General features: G+C 64.7%; 12 protein-coding genes. 9 read left to right on the top strand and 3 right to left on the bottom strand.

Going from position 1 to position 18,456, the window contains the following annotated elements; all coding sequences use genetic code 11:
• Window positions 1-64: 64 nt before the first annotated feature.
• The 3 genes from pepN (at window position 65) to RF650_RS09600 (ending at window position 5,770) form a co-directional block, all read left to right on the top strand.
• The gene (gene pepN / locus RF650_RS09610) at window positions 65-2,761 is read left to right on the top strand and encodes an aminopeptidase N (RefSeq protein ID WP_368814783.1); all 2,697 of its coding nucleotides are present in this window, start codon (window positions 65-67) and stop codon (window positions 2,759-2,761) included.
• Window positions 2,762-2,876: 115 nt separating this feature from the next.
• Window positions 2,877-4,055, top strand: coding sequence for a hypothetical protein (locus RF650_RS09605; RefSeq protein ID WP_239318462.1), 1,179 nt, complete (start codon window positions 2,877-2,879; stop codon window positions 4,053-4,055).
• Window positions 4,056-4,072: 17 nt separating this feature from the next.
• Window positions 4,073-5,770, top strand: coding sequence for an ABC1 kinase family protein (locus tag RF650_RS09600; RefSeq protein WP_368814782.1), 1,698 nt, complete (start codon window positions 4,073-4,075; stop codon window positions 5,768-5,770).
• A 34-nt stretch (window positions 5,771-5,804) separates the two neighbouring features.
• On the opposite strand, the gene RF650_RS09595 is transcribed toward RF650_RS09600, so the two are convergent.
• Entirely contained in the window at window positions 5,805-6,560 is a 756-nt protein-coding gene (locus RF650_RS09595) for a hypothetical protein (protein WP_368814781.1), read from the bottom strand.
• Window positions 6,561-6,900: 340 nt separating this feature from the next.
• On the opposite strand from RF650_RS09595, the gene wecB reads away from it, so the two are divergent.
• Both wecB and RF650_RS09585 read left to right on the top strand, forming a co-directional pair.
• Window positions 6,901-8,049, top strand: coding sequence for a non-hydrolyzing UDP-N-acetylglucosamine 2-epimerase (gene wecB / locus RF650_RS09590; protein ID WP_368814780.1), 1,149 nt, complete (start codon window positions 6,901-6,903; stop codon window positions 8,047-8,049).
• Between the two features lie 42 nt (window positions 8,050-8,091).
• Window positions 8,092-9,438, top strand: a complete 1,347-nt coding sequence (locus tag RF650_RS09585) for a UDP-glucose/GDP-mannose dehydrogenase family protein (RefSeq protein ID WP_368814779.1) — start codon at window positions 8,092-8,094, stop codon at window positions 9,436-9,438.
• A 706-nt stretch (window positions 9,439-10,144) separates the two neighbouring features.
• On the opposite strand, the gene RF650_RS09580 is transcribed toward RF650_RS09585, so the two are convergent.
• Window positions 10,145-12,727 carry a hypothetical protein gene (locus RF650_RS09580; RefSeq protein WP_368814778.1) on the bottom strand — a complete coding sequence of 861 codons (2,583 nt, stop codon included), beginning with the start codon at window positions 12,725-12,727 and terminating at the stop codon, window positions 10,145-10,147.
• Window positions 12,728-13,187: 460 nt separating this feature from the next.
• Between RF650_RS09580 and RF650_RS09575 the strand changes: the two genes are divergently transcribed.
• The 4 genes from RF650_RS09575 (at window position 13,188) to RF650_RS09560 (ending at window position 17,780) form a co-directional block, all read left to right on the top strand.
• Complete coding sequence (locus tag RF650_RS09575) at window positions 13,188-14,024, top strand: prolyl oligopeptidase family serine peptidase (RefSeq protein ID WP_368814777.1); 837 nt, start codon at window positions 13,188-13,190, stop codon at window positions 14,022-14,024.
• A 31-nt stretch (window positions 14,025-14,055) separates the two neighbouring features.
• Window positions 14,056-16,116 (top strand): hypothetical protein, encoded by a 2,061-nt coding sequence (locus RF650_RS09570; RefSeq protein ID WP_368814776.1) that lies wholly within the window; start codon window positions 14,056-14,058, stop codon window positions 16,114-16,116.
• Window positions 16,117-16,163: 47 nt separating this feature from the next.
• Window positions 16,164-16,469, top strand: coding sequence for a hypothetical protein (locus RF650_RS09565; RefSeq protein WP_368814775.1), 306 nt, complete (start codon window positions 16,164-16,166; stop codon window positions 16,467-16,469).
• Between the two features lie 348 nt (window positions 16,470-16,817).
• On the top strand, window positions 16,818-17,780 hold the full coding sequence (locus tag RF650_RS09560; RefSeq protein WP_368814774.1) for a hypothetical protein: 963 nt from the start codon (window positions 16,818-16,820) through the stop codon (window positions 17,778-17,780).
• A 525-nt stretch (window positions 17,781-18,305) separates the two neighbouring features.
• Here RF650_RS09560 and RF650_RS09555 read toward each other — a convergent pair.
• A partial coding sequence (locus RF650_RS09555) for a transposase (RefSeq protein WP_368814314.1) occupies window positions 18,306-18,456 on the bottom strand: 151 nt, incomplete at its 5' end.

The raw sequence follows: 18,456 nt of genomic DNA, 5'->3' as shown, positions 1-18,456 counted from the left end.
GTCTGCCTGGCACGCCCAGCGGGCCGCAAGCGGGCGCGGGCGGGCGGATGCCTACACTGGGGTCATGGGAGCCAGCTCACTGACCAGAGAAGATGCCATGACGCGCGCGGAGCAGATCCGGGTGGAGGACTACCGGGTCACGGTGGATCTCTCGGGAGCACGGGAGCTGGGCGCCACGACATTCGGTACCGAGGTCACGGTGCGCTTCACCGCGGAGGCCGGTGCGGAGACGTTCATCGACTTCATCCACGACACCGTGAGCGCCGTGGAACTCAACGGCGAGTCGTTGGACGTGGACGACGTCGTGGAGGGCTCGCGGATCCGGTTGCCGGAGCTGGGCACGGCCAATGAGCTGCACGTGGTGGGTCGCGCGCTGTACTCCCGTTCCGGGGAGGGCATGCACCGCTACGTGGACCCCCAGGACGACTCCGTTTACCTTTACACCCAGTACGAGCCCGCCGATTGCCGCCGGGTGTTCCCCGTGTTCGAGCAGCCGGACCTCAAGGCCGTCTACCACTTCACCGTGATCACGCCCCCGGAGTGGCTCGCGGCGTCCAACGGGGACCCCACGGGGCAGAACACCACCGACGACTGCGACGTCCCCGGCGCGGTGGCCCACGACTTTGCCCCCACCCAGCGGATCTCGAGCTACATCACCGCCATCCTGGCGGGGCCCTACGCCCGGTTCACCGACGAGTGGTCCGGCACCGACCCCCAGGGCGAGGCCGTGACGATCCCCCTCACGCTGTACTGCCGGCGGGCGCTCGCTGAGTACATGGACACCCAGGAGCTGTTCATGCTCACCAAGCAGGGTCTGGATTTCTTCCCGCGGTTGTTCGCGTTCGCGTACCCGTTCGGGAAGTACGAGCAGGCGTTCGTGCCGGAGTACAACCTGGGGGCCATGGAGAACCCGGGGCTCGTGACGTTCACGGAGGCGTACCTGTTCCCGTCGGGTGCCACGCGGGCGCAGTTGGCGGGGCGGGCGAACACGCTGTTGCACGAGATGTCCCACATGTGGTTCGGGGACCTGGTGACCATGCGGTGGTGGGACGACCTGTGGTTGAAGGAGTCCTTCGCGGAGTTCATGGGCGCGTACGCGTCCGTGCACGCGACCGAGTACACGGACGCGTGGGTCACGTTCGCGCTCGCCCGTAAGGAGTGGGCATACCGCCAGGACCAGTTGCCCACCACGCACCCGATCGTCGCGGACATCCCGGACCTGGAGGCCGCGCGGCAGAACTTCGACGGCATCACCTACGCCAAGGGCGCCTCCGTGCTCAAGCAGCTCGTGGCGTTCGTGGGTGAGGAAGCGTTCATGGACGCGTGCCGTGCGTACTTCCGCCGGTTCGCGTTCGAGAACACGAGCCTGGACGACTTCCTGGAGGTCCTGGACGAGGCCAGCGATCACGACGTCCGCGCGTGGGCCCAGCAGTGGTTGCACACCACGGGTGTCCCCGTCCTGGAGGTCCGCCTCCCGGGCTCGGTGGACGACGACGCCGCGGCGCCGGGTGCACATGCCACGCACGACGGCGCGGGGTCCGGTGACCCCGCCGCAGGGGACGGCACCGCGGCGGCAAGCGCCACGCTGACCCAGCGAGCGGCGTCGCTGCGTCCGCACGGGCTGACCGTGGCCCGGTACACGCGGGATGGCGATGCCGTGGTGACCACGGCGCGCACCGAGGTACGGGTGCCGGCCTCGGACACGCCCGTTCCCGTCACGGGTCTAGGCGACGCCCCGAGCAGCGAGGCCCAGGACGGCGAGTCGTTCCTGCTGGTCAACGACACTGACCTCACGTACTGCCTGGCCCATCCGGACCCGGGATCGCTTGCGGCCATCACCCGCCTGGTGGGGGCGATCGAGGACCCGCTCGCGCGAGCGGTGGCGCACTCGCAGGTGTGGGCCGCGGTGCGCGACGCCCGGCTGTCCCCGCGGGAGTACGTGTCCATGGCGGCGCGTGAGTGCGGTGCGGAGCGTCACGCGGCGATCCTCACGACCGTGCTGGACCACGCGGGTCAGGCCCTGGGCGAGTACGTGCCCTACCAGTACCGCACCGCCTCGCGGCGTGAATTCCTCGAGGCCCTGCGCAATGCCCTGCTGGCCGCGGAGGCGGGTTCCGGTGAGCAGCTGGTACTCGCGCGCGCTTTCGCCCGCGAAGCGGCGCGGGACGGCAGCTACGCCCGTCAGGTGCAGGAGTGGCTCGGGGACGAGGGCACGGTGGCCGGTCTGCCCCTGTCCTCCGAGCTGCGCTGGTCCCTTCTCACCGCGCTCACCGCCACGGGTCACGCCACGGTCTCCGAGCTGGAGACCGAACACGCGCAGGATCCCACCCGCGACGGCCGGTTGGGCTACACCCGGGCCGTGGCCGCCATCCGCTCGGACCGGGCCAAGGACGAGGCGTGGCAGCGGATCGTGGCCGGGGAGCTGTCCAACGACGAGCTGAGCGCCACGATCTCCGGCTTCCAGTTGGCGGCCCCTGCCGTGCTGCATCGCTACGAGTCCGAGTACTTCGCCCACTTCGCCGAATGGTGGGACACCCACTCCATGGAGATCGCGACCCGCATGGTGCGCGGACTGTACCCGCGCGCGATCGAGGTGCGGGCGGCGTCGTCTGACCCGAAGGAACACCCCGTGGTGCGGGAGACCCACGCGTGGTTGGACGCCCACCGGGACGCCCCGGGGGCCCTGCGACGCATCATCATGGAACTCGCGGCGGATGCCGAAAGGGCCGTGGAACTGCAGGTGGCGTGCCTGTCCCGGTGAACCCTGGGGGTCCGCTTTCCACCGAGCGGATGAACATCGATGCGTTGGGATCAACGGTTAGCATGTGGTGTGATGCCGCGGCGGAGCACGCGTCGGCGCTATTGCGAGGGAGACCATGAGGGATTACGCGCTCAACGACCGAGGGTCCTTGGACGTCGTCACCGAGAACTTCTACGACACCGAGATCATGCGGGTGTTCGGAGGCCTCTCCGTGGGCCGGGCGCAGACGTGGACCGGGACGGCCGCGCTGGTCCTGGAACCGGACAACCCCTTCGACCCGCGCACCGTGTCCGTGCGCGTGGGCGGGAACAAGGTGGCCCACCTCAGTTCCGGGGACGCACACCGTTACTGGCACCCCCTCTCACGCGTGATCGCCTCCGGCTACACCCCCGTGGTCCCGCTGCACCTGGAGGCCGAGTTGCAGCGCCAGGACGGGCAGGCGGAGGTCGCCGCGCGCGCGACGATCGGCATCGCTCCCCCGGACCTGCTGTTCCCCCTCAACACCGCGCCCGCGCAATCGGCCGTGCTGCCTCAGGGCTCCTCGATCAAGGTTTTGGACGAACAGGAGTTCGCCGAGTACCTGCACTCGATCGTGCCAGCCTCCGGTGAGGGCCGCGTGATCCTCACCCTCGAGGTCAACAAGGTCAAGAACTCCCACGGGCTCACCGTCGACACCGTGGACGTGCTCTACGAACGCAAACAGGTGGGTCGGCTCTCTACCCAGATGTCCCAGCAGTTCATCCCGATCATCCACTACGCGTTCGAACAGGATCTGCTCACCGCCGTGTGGGGGACGATTCGTGGTTCCTCGTTCGAGGTGTCCATGACCTTGCAGGCCGCCCGCGCCTCCGAGGTCCCCCAGCAGTGGTTCACGGACCTGCCCAACGACGTCCCCGAGCTGCTGCCGGACGCCGAGGATTTCGAGGTGCCCCCGGCCTACGTGCCTGTGGAATCGGACCGCGGGCGCAACGCCAAGAAATGGCGCCGCGGTTTCAGCGCCGCCCACACCGACGACGACGCCGCTCGCAACCGCCCCGGCGCCCAGACCCGACCCGCAGCACCCGCCCCCGCGCGTGAACCCCGCCGCGCGACCGGCGGGTCCAGTGCGGCCCGGCTGGTGGGCGGACTCACGAGCGGGCTGAAGCCCCTGGTCACCGCGCTCGCCGCGCTCACCGTGATCCTGGTACTCGTGAGCATCATCCTGCTGGGTGTGGAACCATTGGCCACGACGCTCGTGTTGATCGTGGCCGTGGCCACCGGATTCATGGCCTTCTACCTGCACAGAACGCTGTAAGGGGTTCTTTCACCCGTATGATTTCTCGCCGCGAACGGTTCCTCCAGATCATCGAAGTGCTCACCAAGCACGGTTTCGGTTTCGCTCTCGGTGGGTTGAAACCGCAGTGGCGGGCCCCCCTGGCGCGCGTGAAACTCATCGATCCGCAGACCATCCACTCCCAGCCCGAACACCTGCGCATGGCCCTGGAGGAACTGGGACCCACGTTCATCAAGCTAGGCCAGCTCGTCTCGACCCGCCCGGACCTGCTGCCCTCCGGCTACGCGGACGAACTGCTCAAGCTCCAGGACGACACCCCACCGATCCCCGTGGAGCAGATCCGGGCCATGATCGAGGCCGAACCGGATTCCCAGGCGGAGGAGATCCTCACGCACATGGACCCCGAGCCCGTGGCCACCGGCTCGATCGGTCAGGCCCACGCCGCCGTGTTCCGGGGACATGAAGTCATCGTCAAGGTCCGCCGCCCCGGCGTGACCGACGAGGTCAATCGCGACCTGGAGATTCTGCAGGACATGTCCTCGTGGGTGGCCCGCTACTGGACCGCCGCCCAGGACTACGACCTCGAGGGGCTCGTGGAAGAGTTCAGCGCCTCCCTGCGGGACGAACTGGACTTCATCCAGGAGGCCCGCAACTCTCAGCGCATGGCCGAGAACTTCATCGGCCACCCGCAGATCCACATCCCCGAGATCTATTGGGAGGCCACGACCTCCCGTGTGCTGACCATGGAGCGGATGTTCGGGGTCAAGATCAACGACTACGACGCTCTCGAGGCCGAGGGCGTCAACCGTCACCTGCTGGCCAAGGAGGCCACGGACGCGATCTGCAAAATGGTGTTCGAGGACGGGTTCTTCCACGCGGATCCTCACCCCGGCAACTTGTTCGTGGAGCCGGACGGGCGGATCGCGGTCATCGACTTCGGGATGGTCGGCAACCTCAGTGAGGAGTTCCGGGACCACCTGATCACCCTGCTGCTCGGCGTCGTGCAGAACAACCCGCGCCGCGCCGCGACCGGACTGCTGGGCTTGACCGATAGCGGCCAGCACGACGTCTCCAAGCGGGACCTGGAACGCGACGTCTCCGTGATGATGCGCCGCTACGCCAACAAACCGCTCGAAGAGGTGCGGGTGGGCGAGCTCATGGCGGATCTGATCTCCGTGCTGCGCCACCACAAGCTGCAGCTCCCGCGCGAGTCCGCCTTGCTGCTGCGCATGCTCGTCACCGCCGAGTCCATGGGTACCGGCCTGGACCCCGGCTTCGACCTGGTCTCGGCCGTGCAGCCCTACGCGGAGCGGTTCATCATCAACCGGCTCTCCCCGGACATGCTGTTCAACCGGTTGCGCTCCACGATCGAAGAAGCCGTGCAGATGGGCGTGGACGTTCCTGAGTACGTGCGCCGCTTCCTGGTGGTGCTCGAACGCGGCGGCTTCGACGTCCACCTGCGCACGGACGAGCTGGATCCCCTGGTCAAGAGCGGCGCCAAGATCGGCCACCAGGTCGTGGCCGGCGGCGTGATCGCCGCGACCATCAACGGCACTGCGCACATCATCGCCTCGGACCCCGAGCGGTGGAAGAAGTACCACACGCCGTTGATCGTGGGTGGGATGTCCACGGTGGCGGCACTCAGCGGCTATCTCGCCGTGTCCTCCAACGTGGAACGCGTCCGGCACGTGGTGCGGGTGCTGCGCGGGAACAAGTCCAAGCGCACCGTGCGTTGAGCACGGACGTGGTCCACGAGGCTCCACCGGGCGGTCAGTCCTGCTCCCGCCCGTCATAAGCCCTCGACGAGGATGAGTCAGCCGTTTGCTCCGATAGAGCCTGGGCTCGCGCCGCATCCAGGCACGCTTGACTGAACGGAAGCGACCCTCCGTTCGCGAAGTCCCGTAAGTGCTCGTTGGCAGGGACTTGGACGTGGCTCACGTAGTACAGGCCAGGAACGCGCTTGGCTACTGTCGCATAAGCGACCCCAGGTTGTTTGAGGTTCGCGACCACCGCGCGGATTCCGGCCACGGAACCCGGGGCCACCAACAGCTCCAGCAAGCGTGCATCGATCGTCTTGACCGCCTGGCCGTCCTGTATGAACTCGTAATAGGGCCCGTAGTACCCGTCTATGTACCGCAGGTGGGCCGTCGGATGACCAGCCATGAAACACGCAACATCCCCGAGGTCGATCAAGACATCCGTGAGGTGCTCCAGCAGACTCAGGACCATTAAGTGCTTCGCCATGGTTGCCGGCCTGCGCAGACTAACGCGCTTCGGGGCCTCGGCCCGAACCTCAATCTCGAACGCTGATGGGCCCAGCTGGCCGATAGAGAAGTCCTGGTTCCACCCAGAGATAATCCCCCTGGCATCCCCGAGCAACTGCTGGGTCAGCAATTGCAAACCCGTGAAGCTCTCGCGCAACGGTGACTGCGGCAAGGCCAGCTGTCGCCCGTCGCCATCCCGGTAGGTGACGGCGACGATCACACGGGCCTTGGGGGGGACGGTGCCCAGATAGTTGCGTGCCACGGTGCCTTTCATCGAGCTCGCAGAGACATTTCTCCGTAATGCAGGTCACCGAGGTCCGGGTGTTCGGGGGAACATTTCCCGGCAATAACGCCGTTTTCCTAAGGGGTATTCGCCGACGTCACACCTGCATTCATATGTACACACTGTAGGACACCCTGGGGAGCACCATCGCCCCTACTCCTCGGTACTTTTGTAGCCACTATGGTGGACACAATCATCCGAGCTTGTCCGCGTGAACCCTGGTATTCCCTTAGACTGTGGCCGTACAGGGCGTGTGGGGCCGGGCTGGGTGATCCGCGGCTCAAGTAACGCGTCATTGGCCGAGGTAAGGATGAATTGCGTGTTCACGATCATGCCGATTTACGGCACCCGTCCGGAGGCCATCAAGATGGCCCCCATCGTCACCGCCCTGCAGAACAGCGACCAGTTCGAGTGCGTGGTCACCGTGACCGGCCAGCACCGGGAGATGCTGGACCAGGTCAACGAGATCTTTGGGATCACCCCGGACCACGATCTGAACATCATCCAGCCCCGCCAAACCCTCAACGGTGTGCTGACCCGCACGGTCGAGGGTCTGGACCGGATCTTCGAGGACACTCCCCCGGACGCCGTGGTGGTCCAGGGTGACACCACCACCTCCACCGCTGCGGCGATCGCCGCGTTCTACCGCGGGATCCCCGTGATCCACGCCGAGGCCGGACTGCGCTCCTTCAACCTGTTCTCCCCGTTCCCGGAGGAGGCGAACCGCAAGATCACCTCGCAGATCACGTCCCTGCACCTGGCCCCCACGGCCACGTCCAAGGAGAATCTCCTGCGCGAGGCCATCACGGAGGAGGACATCGTGGTCACGGGCAACACCGTGATCGACGCTCTGCTGCACACCGTGGAGCAGCAGCTGCCCTTCACGGACCCCCAGCTCGAGAAGATCGCGTCCTCCGGCAAGCGCGTGCTGTTGGTAACCACGCACCGCCGTGAGAACCAGGGCGAGGCGATGCGCGGCGTCGGACGCGCCCTGGCCCGGATCGCGGACGCGGAACCCGAGCTGATCATCGTGCTGCCTGCCCACCGCAACCCGGTGGTGCGCGAGGCGGTGCTGCCGGCCATCGAGGGCAAGCCCAATGTGGTCGTGACCGAGCCGCTCGCCTACGGCGAGTTCACCCGCATGCTGTCCGTGGCGCACGTGGTGCTGACCGACTCCGGCGGGGTGCAGGAGGAAGCGCCGTCGCTCGGCAAGCCCGTGCTCGTAATGCGCGAGAACACCGAGCGCCCCGAGGCCGTGACGGCCGGGACCGTGAAGCTCATCGGTACGGACGAGGAGCGGATCGTGACCGAGGTGGACCGGTTGCTCAACGACGATGCCGCCTACCACGAGATGGCCAACGCCGTGAACCCGTATGGTGATGGCAAGGCCGCCGAACGCTCCCTGGCCGCGATCGAGCAGATGTTCGATGTGGGCCGGCGCGTGGCGGACTTCGATTCCCAGGCGTAAGCCCAGCCCTCTCGCCTCGAACGGAAGGATCACGGTCTCTTCATGCGCATGACAGTCATCGGCACCGGATACCTCGGTGCCACGCACGCGGTGGCCATGGCCGAGCTCGGTCACGAGGTGCTCGGCGTGGACGTGGACCAGGCCAAGATCGATCTGCTCTCCACCGGGCAGGTGCCCTTCCACGAGCCGGGGCTGCCCGAGCTGCTGCGCAAGCACGTGGCCACGGGCGCGGTGCGCTTCACCACGTCCTACGAGGAGGCCGGCGCCTTCGGGGACGTGCACTTCATCGGGGTGGGAACGCCCCAGAAGCGCAACGGCCACGCCGCGGACATGACCTACGTGGACTCGGCTGTGGAGCAGATCTCCCGCGCCACCACGCACGACTGCGTGATCGCCGGTAAGTCCACGGTTCCCGTGGGCTCGGCGGCCCGGTTACAGGAACTGGCCCTGACCTCGGCGCCCTCGGGCACGCGCGTGAGCCTCGTGTGGAACCCCGAGTTCCTGCGCGAGGGTCACGCGGTGGAGGACACCCTGCGTCCCGACCGTATGGTATTGGGCCTCGAGTACGACGACGCCGGTCGCCCCACCTCCGCGGCGCAGGCCGCCGAGGCCGTGCTGCGTGAGGTGTATGCGCACCAGCTCGAGGCGGGGATCCCGTTCATCGTGACCGACTACGCGACCGCGGAGCTCGTGAAGGTCGCGGCCAACAGTTTCCTGGCCACCAAGATCAGCTTCATCAACGCGCTGTCCGAGATCACCGAGACCGTGGGCGGGGACATCCGTACGCTCGCGGACGCGATCGGGTTGGACGAGCGCATTGGTCGCAAGTTCCTCAACGCCGGTGTGGGATTCGGTGGCGGGTGCCTCCCCAAGGACATCCGCGCGCTGCGCGCCCGCGCCTCCGAGCTGGGTCTGGACCAGTCCCTGCGGTTCCTGGCCGAGGTGGACGACATCAACCTGCGACGGCGCGAATACACCGTGCAGCTGGCGGTCCAGGAATGCGGTGGTTCCCTGCACGGCACGCAGATTGCCGTGCTCGGCGCGGCGTTCAAGCCCGAGTCCGACGACGTCCGGGACTCCCCCGCCCTGGACATCGCCGCCCGGCTGCACTCGATGGGCGCGGACGTGCGCCTCTACGACCCCCAAGCCAACGCCAACGCCGCCCAGCGCTACCCCCGCCTGGACTACGTGTATTCGCTCGACGCCGCCGTGTCCGGTGCGCAGGTCACCCTCCTGCTCACGGAGTGGCGGGAGTTCCGGGACATGGACCCCCGCTATGTCGCGTCCCTGGTGGCCACCCCCACGATCATCGACGGCCGCAACGTCCTGGACCCCGCGGCGTGGCAGGATGCGGGGTGGCGGTATCGAGCGTTGGGGCGGCGGCACTGACCACTGCACAGTAGGCGGCACTCGCAGCGTCAGAACCGCACTCGCAGCTCGATGTCGAGGTTGCGCCCCAGCCACCGTCGTGAATGATTCGTGTCATAGCCGGGCATCGCCGGTTGCAACGATTGAAGTTGCCTAGCCGCAGCCACATAAACGGGCGGTCTCGATTCTCAAGCAAAGCCAGTGACGGGCCAGCACTGCGACGGCTCTGCGGCAGTCGAAAGACGCTATCGAACTATACTTTTCCTGCCCGTGAACAAAAAATTCGAACTGCTATCGAGTTGCAGAGTCTCCACTGATGTCACTAGGACCTACGGCGGGACGGAATGTTTTAATGTCTAGCAATTTTTATCCGGGTTGCTCCAACCCCTCATGGATTGTCGACACTGAAATATCCCAACACGGAAATGTGGTAAAACGTACGAGTTGACACAATGTCTGCGACCACAGAAAGGACAATGGCCCAGGTAGCGATTCTGGTGGTTCCCCGCGGGTTACTTCTGGAAGAAATGGGACTCGTCCGTGGGTGCCAGCCTCGGATGACTGGCCAGCGATTCCGGACTAGAAGCCGAAAACAGCTCCTGGTCTCAGGCGTCGATGATGTCGTCCCATCCGGCTGCCGGGTGGTCTGTCAGGTCCGGCTCTCCCCCCCCCCAGAGGTTCGGGGAACAAAGGGGCGGTCGCCTCGACCGAAGCGGACGATACCCGTCTACTTCGTAATCCAAACTGACTTGCCCGGCACGCGATGCGCGGTGACGTTCTTGGAGAACCTCTGCACGTACTCGGAGCCCACGGCGTGCTCGTCCTCTGTCGGCCAGCCCCAGGCTGTGTCGCGCCCGGCCGCGACCCATGCCTTGCCGATACCCCAATATTCTTCGATCGAGAACGTGCCGTACTGGGTTGTCGTGACCACCCGAGTCGTACGGCCCGCGTTGTTGAAGACCTGGTACGCCCCGCCGGAGAATCGCACAGCGTCGGTGCTCGGGAGTCCATAGCCCCGATCCTCCTTGCCGAGGCCAACGAATTTCTTGCCTATAGCGCTAGAGGTCTCAACCGCATGCGTACCGGTGCTGGACGAGGAGTAGATCGAGGTGGCCTTGCCATTGCGGAAGAACCTCTGCATGATTCCAGAATTCGTGGCCACCGCTAGCTGTGGACCCTCGGGGTAACCCAGTATGGGGGCGCCACCCATGGCGGCATACTTGGCACCGATGGCCCCCGAGGTATTTACGGCATCCAGACGCAACTTGACCACGTCGTTACCCGTTGTCACCCACAGTGCCCCGGTTGAGTCGAAAGACATGTGCTTGTGCGCTTTGGCCAATACACGTCCGTGCTGCCCGGTTGCAATGTCCAGGACCGTTACCGTGCCCCAGGCAAGATGTGCCAATCTGGTGGTACCCGGAATGCGGACGAGTTCCACGTTCTGCCACGCGGGCCGTTCCGACCGTCCCTCATCGAGGACAAAGGTGCGCATGACGCGGCCATCCGAGGCCCGCAGTTCGACAACGGTGTCAAGGGTGCCGACGTAGAGGAAGCTGCCCATCAGTACCGGGCCGTAATTCTCGGATGTCCCGGGCAGTGCCCGGCGCCAGCGAACCGCCCCGGTGCGGGATTCCGCTGCGAAGACCACGGAGGCGCCCTCGTAATCGTCCGCACCGTACCCGGCCCGTGCAGACGTGCAGCCATAAACGATGTCGCCCGCGGCGGCGAGGCCCACGATCGACAGCTCCGGCACGATCTTGTTGTAGACCGTCACCTTTCCGGTGGAGCGCTCAATGGTCCCCAATGCCCCGCCCCGATACCCGGGCTCCGGCACGGTTCCGAACACCACGTGTGATGTGGTGACCGCCCATCCGAAGGGTCGCGATTGACGGTGCGACGGTCCCAGCCTTGCAAGAGTGCGGTAGGAAGCGGAGTCGGTGACACCGCGGTTTGTCCGGTGTTCCACGATCACGCTGGAGATGTAAGAACCGACGTAGAGCTTCTCGCCGTCGACGACCATCCCCTCGATCTGTTCGATGCCGGAAGCAGGCGCAGAGTGCGCAAACGCCCCCGTGGCCAGATTCGTGGAACACAGTCCGTCACCGCGGTATCCGCCCGAAAAGAGCGTGTTTGTGCGCGGATCAATGACCATCGATTGCGTCATGAGCGGGACGGGAACCACTCGGTAGCCCACGCTCCCAGCGGGCGCCCCGGCCGTGGTGATCTTCGTTGCCCTCAGCACGGACGGCGCCTCGGTGAACAAGTACAGGTGTGAGCCGGCTATTCCGAGGTGTACGAGAGATTTCTCCGAGACGGTGGCCACGTTCTCGGCCTTCATGGCCGCGTCGCCCGGGCGCATCCGCCGCAGGACGCCCCAGGCGTTGACATAGACGTAGCCGGCGGCGTCCGTCTTGGATACGGAGCGTCCGGCGAAGGAGGTCGGAGATGGCGCCCAGGTTTGCGCCACGGTGTCGTAGACCGAGAGGATCTCTTTGCCGGCTCTGTCGTTGTGCCAGACGAAGACCTTGCGCCCCCGGGCAGCCGTGCGTGAAACGATGGACTTGGTCCCGATACCCGGGATGCCCACGCGTTTCGGCGTGGAGGGGACATCGACGTCGAAGCGGAACAGATTCGGATCCGCGGTCCCGGTACCCGCCCAGATGGTCTTCCCGTCCGGGGATATGGAAAGGCCCCGCGCGTAGTGGTTGCCGGTTCCCAGTCGCGGCGTACGGGTGATTTCCTTGCCGCTGGCCGGGTCGAGGCACACCACGACGCCAGTCGGATAGGTCCCCGCCCACAGCCGCCCCTTGTAGTCGAGCTGGAAGTCGTACAAGTCCGTGATCCCGCCCTGGACGGTCGCTAGCTGGCGGATCGTCCTGCCAGTCACGGACACATGCATCAACAACTTGCCTGAGGAGAAGTAGAGGTTTCCTTTACCGTCGTGAACGAAGTTGCCGGCAGCCTTTGCAGGCGTCGATGCTTTGTAGTGGAGCGCCCCCGTGTCGGCGTTGAAGATCTGGACCGTGTCCAAACCGTCCCCGGCGTTGAAGGTGACCACGAATTTGCTCTGTCCCACCGCGACCACACCGATGCCACCGGACGAGGTCAGAGTGAAGCTGCGGAAGATGTTCCGATGGCGACCCACCTCGGTTCCGGACATCCCCAGCTTCGCGACCGGCGCCTCCGTCCCCAGCACCACGGCGGCCGTGGCGGGGGCCGGGGTTCCCACGATCGGCATTACTGCTGCCGCCGATCCGAGAGCCGCGACGGCCGAGAAGAGGCTGCGCCGGGAGACCCCGGCGGGCACGGAAACGTTTTGATGCTGGTGCATGCGACTCTCCCGTTTCACTGTGGTTCCCAGATCCGACGAATCGCCCGGTTCGCCTGCGCCCGGTGATTGGGGGTGGACGCATAGGGAGGAGGAACACCACTCCATGACTGTCCTGAATTCTACGGCGACGGTACGGAAGAATCGAGATGGTCACCGATCGTCGGCATGGTGTGCGGCCCCCGCAATCCCGGGCCCCACGCACTCACGGCGCCGCTGATCATGATGCCTCAAGGCCATCCACAACCTGCTCTCGTGAACACAACCATGGGCGCGTCCCCTAAACTGAGGGCGAACAGCTCAGTGCGAGCCCGGCGGTCCGTACCCGTCCCGACAAGGTGGTTGTTATGCCCTCGATCATGACGACCCACATTACGGGGTCGGAGGCCATGTGCGGGGTCAGCCTGGCCCTGGCCCACCCCACCACCTGAAACCTTCCATGAACGAATTCCCCACCACGACTGTGACCCTCGCGGCGCTCGAGAGCACCCGCCTCGGATACCTCACCCCCGACACACCCCACCGCTTCGATGTGATCGGCAAGCGGTCCGTGCTGCCGTTCCTCGTGGTCCCTCGGGCAGGAGCGGACAGGGTGCTCGTGCTCAGCAATGGCGCGGTAGACCACCACATAGCCCAAGGTCACCCGGTGTTCCAACGCTCCAGTTGGTGGCAGGAGATCGACCACCACCAGGTCTACTTCTGCGATCCCGGGACACTGGGCGAGGACCGCCTCTCTCTGGCGTGGGGGCAACTCAGCAGGCAGCACTGGGTCGCCTACGATGCGGCGCGCGCGGCCCAGGCGCTGTCTGCCCTGCTCGGTGTGCGGGAGCCGGCTCGGCGGGTTTACTACGGTTCTTCGGCCGGCGGCTTCATGGCACTGGCGCTGCTGGCCGGGGACGCCGGGGCCGCAGCGGTCATCAACAATGCCCAGTTCGACTGGACGCGCTGGATGGCTACGGGACTCAACCCGCTGCGGGAAGCCCGGTTCGACAACATGCTCCCCGACCGGCTGCGGCGGGCGCATCCGGTGCGCACCAACGCGCTGAATCTGCTCGCCAAACGCGGCAAGCCCGTCAGCATCGACTACTACGTCAACCTCGCGTCCAAGCACGACCGCGAAGTCGACCACCCTATGTTCATCGACTTCGTCCGATCCCATCCACGGTTGACACGCAACGTCAGGATCTTCTCGTACGAGGATCCGGCGGCGGAGCACAATCCGATGCCCAAGGAGCAGACCCTGAAAATCCTCAATCGCCCCCCGCGACTCGACTGACCCCTCCCCCCCACCCCCTAAGGAAGTTCACGTGCCACGGCTCACCCCCTATCCCCGCGGCTTCGTCCTCAGCCGCCATGCTCCTCCCGAGCGCTCAGTGCCCGGCAATTTCCGCTCCCTCGAGGTGGCTGGCGGTTGGCACTTCTCCTTCGATCCTCTGCGCACGCCTTCAGTGTGCGTCGACGAGGTGACCGGTCGATTCGTCCTGACCCACGGCACCTGTTTCCCCGTGGGCGAGGAGTCGGTCGTCGACGTCTCGGCCTGGCTGCTGCGGAAACTGCTGGAGAGCGAGGACACGTTCCTGGACGGCCTCGACCTGCTGGCCGGGCGCCACGTCGTCGTCGCGGGCGACGCGACGCAGGCCTCGGTGTATCAGGACGCCGGGGGTGCTCGTTCCGTCTACTACTCCCCCGGGGCCGGACTGGTTTCCTCCCACGCCCATCTCATCCACGACCTGGTGCCGCACGAGCCGACGCTCGCCACCCTGAGGCCCACCGGGGCGGCCAATACCTGGGATCTGTCACCGTGGGCGGGCATCCGGGCGCTGGTGCCCAACCACCGCCTCGTGCTGGGCACGTGGGAGGTCGAGCGCTTTTTTCCACGGCAGCCGAACCGGTACGCCGGGTGGTCCACCCGGCGGAAGCTGTCTGCGATCGAGGCGATGTGGCAGCGTGAGCTGGACGCGTTCACCACGGCGTTCGAGGACGTCGTCGTGTCGGTCACCGGTGGTTCGGACAGCCGGGTGGTGCTGGCCATGGCCCGCCGGCACCTGCAGGTGGTACACGGCTTCACCTATACCCCCGGGAAAAACGTCAGGAGCCGCCGGAGCAAACGGCTGGCCCAGGACGAAAGAATTGTGGGCGGGCTGCGGGATCTGTTGCCCCTGGACCACAGGTTCTTCTCCCGGGATGACACCGGCGTCACGTCCAGCCCCGAACTGTCCCAACTAATGAGCCGTAACTCAATCCTCGAGCACGGGCGCTGGCTCATCCCCCACTACAACCGGGCGTTCCCCGGCGACGACGTGATGCACATGCGTGGCAACGCCTTCGAGATCGGCCGTGCCTTCCGTGACCCCCGGCCGCACAACGACAGGATCGAGGATGTCCGCGTGCATTACGCGCAGCGGGCCGGCGTCATCGCCACGGATTCGGGCACGCCTGCGCTGAATGTCGAGCAGCACGCCTACTTCGACGGAGCCGTGCAACGTCTGGGCTACCACGAGGACCTCCACGGGTACCACCGACTGGACCTCTTCCATTGGGAGTTCCGCGTGGGACGGTGGTTGTCCGAGGTGCTCAACGAGACCGACATCAGCTTCGACACGTTCCTGCCCGTCAGCGTACGCGCGATCTTCGAGCTGCTGCTCTCCTTCGACGTGGCGGATAGGCGGGATGGCTTCGCCTACACTGAGTTGATCGACCGCAATTTCCCGTTATTGAACTTCTTCGGGAAGAACGACGACCGGAATCTCTACCAGCAGGTACGGGACGAAAAGCGGTCTGATCTCCGGCGGAAGGAACGCGTCAACGCCTGGCTCGAGCGAGGCCTGCGATTGTCCGGCTTGCCCGGCACACCGGATGAGGAACCGGCGTTCCAGCCGGCGCCGGGACCGAACCACCTTTTCCTGCCCACCGACCAGTTCATTGAGGGCTACAGCGCCACCCGGGTCATCGGTCACACCCCGGTGGACGGCTCCTTGCAGTTCCGGTTCCGCTCCACCTATGCGTTCAAGCGTTCGCTGGGCCGTTTCGAGTACCGACTGATGGTCTCGGGACAGACTCTGCTCCGCACCGACGGCGCGGCCTGGCCGTACGACTCCTGGGTGACCGTGCACAATCTGCGGGCGGAGGACACGATCGAGGTGCAAGTTGTGGCGCTCCGGACGATGTCCAAGGAGTCGTGGAGCCGGGCGACCCACGCAGGGATCCTCGATCTTTCCTACACACCGATGGCCCCGGAAGAAGCGCCGCGGGCGGTCTCGAGCAATCCCTACGCCGAAACAAGTCCTTGGACGAAGCATGGCGCCGCAACGTGCGGCACAACCACATCGGACTCGGTCGCCATGTCCGACGCCAGTACCATGAGCTGAGGACCACCCCCGAACAGCCCACAGTTCTCCCCGACAAGGTGGTTGCTATGCCCTCGATCATGCCGATTCACAGAACGCGGCTGCAGACCATGCGCGGGGCCCGCCGCGCCGCTCGAGATGTAGTGATTTTCGATGTACCGGAGGGTGTTGACGCAGTCATTGCAAAGCTCGATTTCAGTTTCGTGGAACGAACCAATCCGACCCTTTATAATCGTTTTCCGGATAAACTCTTGCCAGACCTTGCGCGGCGCCTATATCAGTTAGGCCTCGGCTTGCACGGTGAGGCGGATTGGAAGGAATTCGACATACTTCGGCAAGCCTTTGCAACCCACTACCCCGAAGTAGCCCGGTGAACGGGAAACTTTTTCTTCCTGAAAAATGGTGATTCGAGATGTTTGACGTACGCTGCGCACGTAAAGCTCGGTCACTCCGCACTATGGAATATTAGGAGCAGGATCTTGACACCCACACGCACAATTAAATTCCGAGAACCGTCGCTATTTGCCGACAACGGGGTTGAATTCACTTGTTGGATAGATGACCCTTCCGGAAATTCTCGCACTGAGTCCGTACGGTTTTTGGGAGACGCCGAACTCGCCCAAGACGACGAGACATTGGCCTTGGCTATGGCAGCACTCAGTGGGGCGTCTTTCAATCGTGTTGTCCTGCCTCTAGCTATCTCTCCACATATCCATAAACGCATGGAGGCATACTGCGGTGCCATCGTTGATGCACCAATAGCGAAATCACTACGAAGCGACTACCAAAATGGAGATCATACTGTACTCAGTTTTAGCGGCGGCTTAGACTCGCTTTCGGTCCGTGCCTTAATGGCGGATAGAAAAATTGATCTAGTCTCCATAGATTTTGGAGGCCGCTTCCGTCGGGAGCGAAAATTCTTTCAGCAGTTTGAAACCACCATTGTCGAGACGGATATCGTAAGCTCCAATTTGCGTGCCCACGGCCATGATTTTATGCTGGTTCCGGCCCTGTTGCGGGCACGAGCGATTGGTGCCTCAGGAATTGCTACTGGCCAGATACTCGAGTCATCGGCCCACAGCTTGCTCGATTTCCTCGGCGTAGCGGAAGAGAGTTCCAACGACGCTGGCTTCGATCTGCTAACTGACTTAGCCGCGGTGAGGCCTGTGGGGGGAATGACCGAGGTTGGAACGGCACTTACATCATTGAGGCTCTGTAGGGATCACATCTCTGACTCACTCGTATCCCTGGCGGGCCCTCGAGAAGAAAAACTTCATCGGAAGCACGTGTTGTTGGAACTTTCGGCGAAAATGCTTGGTATAGACATCAAGCTTCCAGAGATTGAGCGTCCGTCTCGCCCGCATTTCGTGTTCGGTGAGACCTTCGCAGTGGATTTTCTCGTTCTGTGGGTGGCGAAGAGAGCCGGACGTTCCTGGGCCGAGTCCATGGTTAGAGACCTACCCGATGATCTTGAAGATTTTCTTAAAGACCTTCGGTTGGATTTCTATGAGCGTGTGGCCGCTGTCTCATCAGGGATCGAGGCTCCGCAGGCTCATGATGCTCTGTGCGCTCGAATTCGAGCTACCGGCATGATCCCTTGGACGGACGATGATCAGCGCGAGGCACGAGCGGTCGTCGAGTATTTGACATGTGCCCGCCGTCGCAGGGAATTACCCGTCACTTGAATGCAGTTTTTTATACTAACCCAGAATTCTCGTCGCGGTGGTGGTGGGCCGGTCGGTCTTGATTTTACCGTGTCTAAGGGAAGAATGTGGTTTTTGGGTGTTCTCGTTTGGCCCGGGGTCACCGGGAGGGGCACGGGGTTCCTTTGTTCCGCGGGGTCTCCGCTTTCGTGCTCTTAGTCAATGCGGGGCGCGGTGGTCAGGCCTTGAGCAGCACCGCGGGACGGTGTACGGGCACGCCGATGCCGGTGATGGCTCCCAGCAGCGCGGTGATCAGTTCGTGGTGCTCAGCTGCGTGTGCCAGTAGCAGGTCCCCATCCCGGGTCGTATATCGATTCGGATAGGGCCGCGGTGGCGGCTTCGAAGAGGCCGATGTGGTCGGCCGCGCTGTTGGCGGTGGTCCCACCGTGGCGCAGCAGCCATGTCGGGACCTCACCGGTACCACGACTGGGCCCGTAATCAATGCTGGAGTTGAACGGGGCGAAGCCGTAGCGAGGCTTGTAGGTTCCGGCGCCCTATTCCGGGCCTTCACAGCTGAGTGTGGGTAGCGGTTCTCCGCCAGGGGCGATGACCGCCTGCGGCGAGCAGAGCCCGTAACCGGTAGTTGCCGAAGTTGCGGAAGCCGCGGGCGACGCGACGCATGGTCTCGATGACGCCATTGACCGCTTCCGTGGGCCCG

It is taken from the genome of Kocuria sp. CPCC 205297 (genome assembly GCF_040981035.1).
GTDB classification, from domain to species: Bacteria; Actinomycetota; Actinomycetes; order Actinomycetales; family Micrococcaceae; genus Kocuria; species Kocuria marina.
This window is presented reverse-complemented; position numbering and strand designations above follow the sequence as displayed.

Bases quoted from the DNA above. Each gene is read 5' to 3' on its own strand.
- RF650_RS09560 (WP_368814774.1), top strand. From the start codon at position 16,818: ATGGAGGCATACTGCGGTGCCATCGTTGATGCACCAATAGCGAAATCA.
- RF650_RS09565 (WP_368814775.1), top strand. From the start codon at position 16,164: ATGCCCTCGATCATGCCGATTCACAGAACGCGGCTGCAGACCATGCGC.
- RF650_RS09585 (WP_368814779.1), top strand. From the start codon at position 8,092: ATGCGCATGACAGTCATCGGCACCGGATACCTCGGTGCCACGCACGCG.
- RF650_RS09575 (WP_368814777.1), top strand. From the start codon at position 13,188: ATGAACGAATTCCCCACCACGACTGTGACCCTCGCGGCGCTCGAGAGC.
- RF650_RS09605 (WP_239318462.1), top strand. From the start codon at position 2,877: ATGAGGGATTACGCGCTCAACGACCGAGGGTCCTTGGACGTCGTCACC.
- pepN (WP_368814783.1), top strand. From the start codon at position 65: ATGGGAGCCAGCTCACTGACCAGAGAAGATGCCATGACGCGCGCGGAG.
- RF650_RS09600 (WP_368814782.1), top strand. From the start codon at position 4,073: ATGATTTCTCGCCGCGAACGGTTCCTCCAGATCATCGAAGTGCTCACC.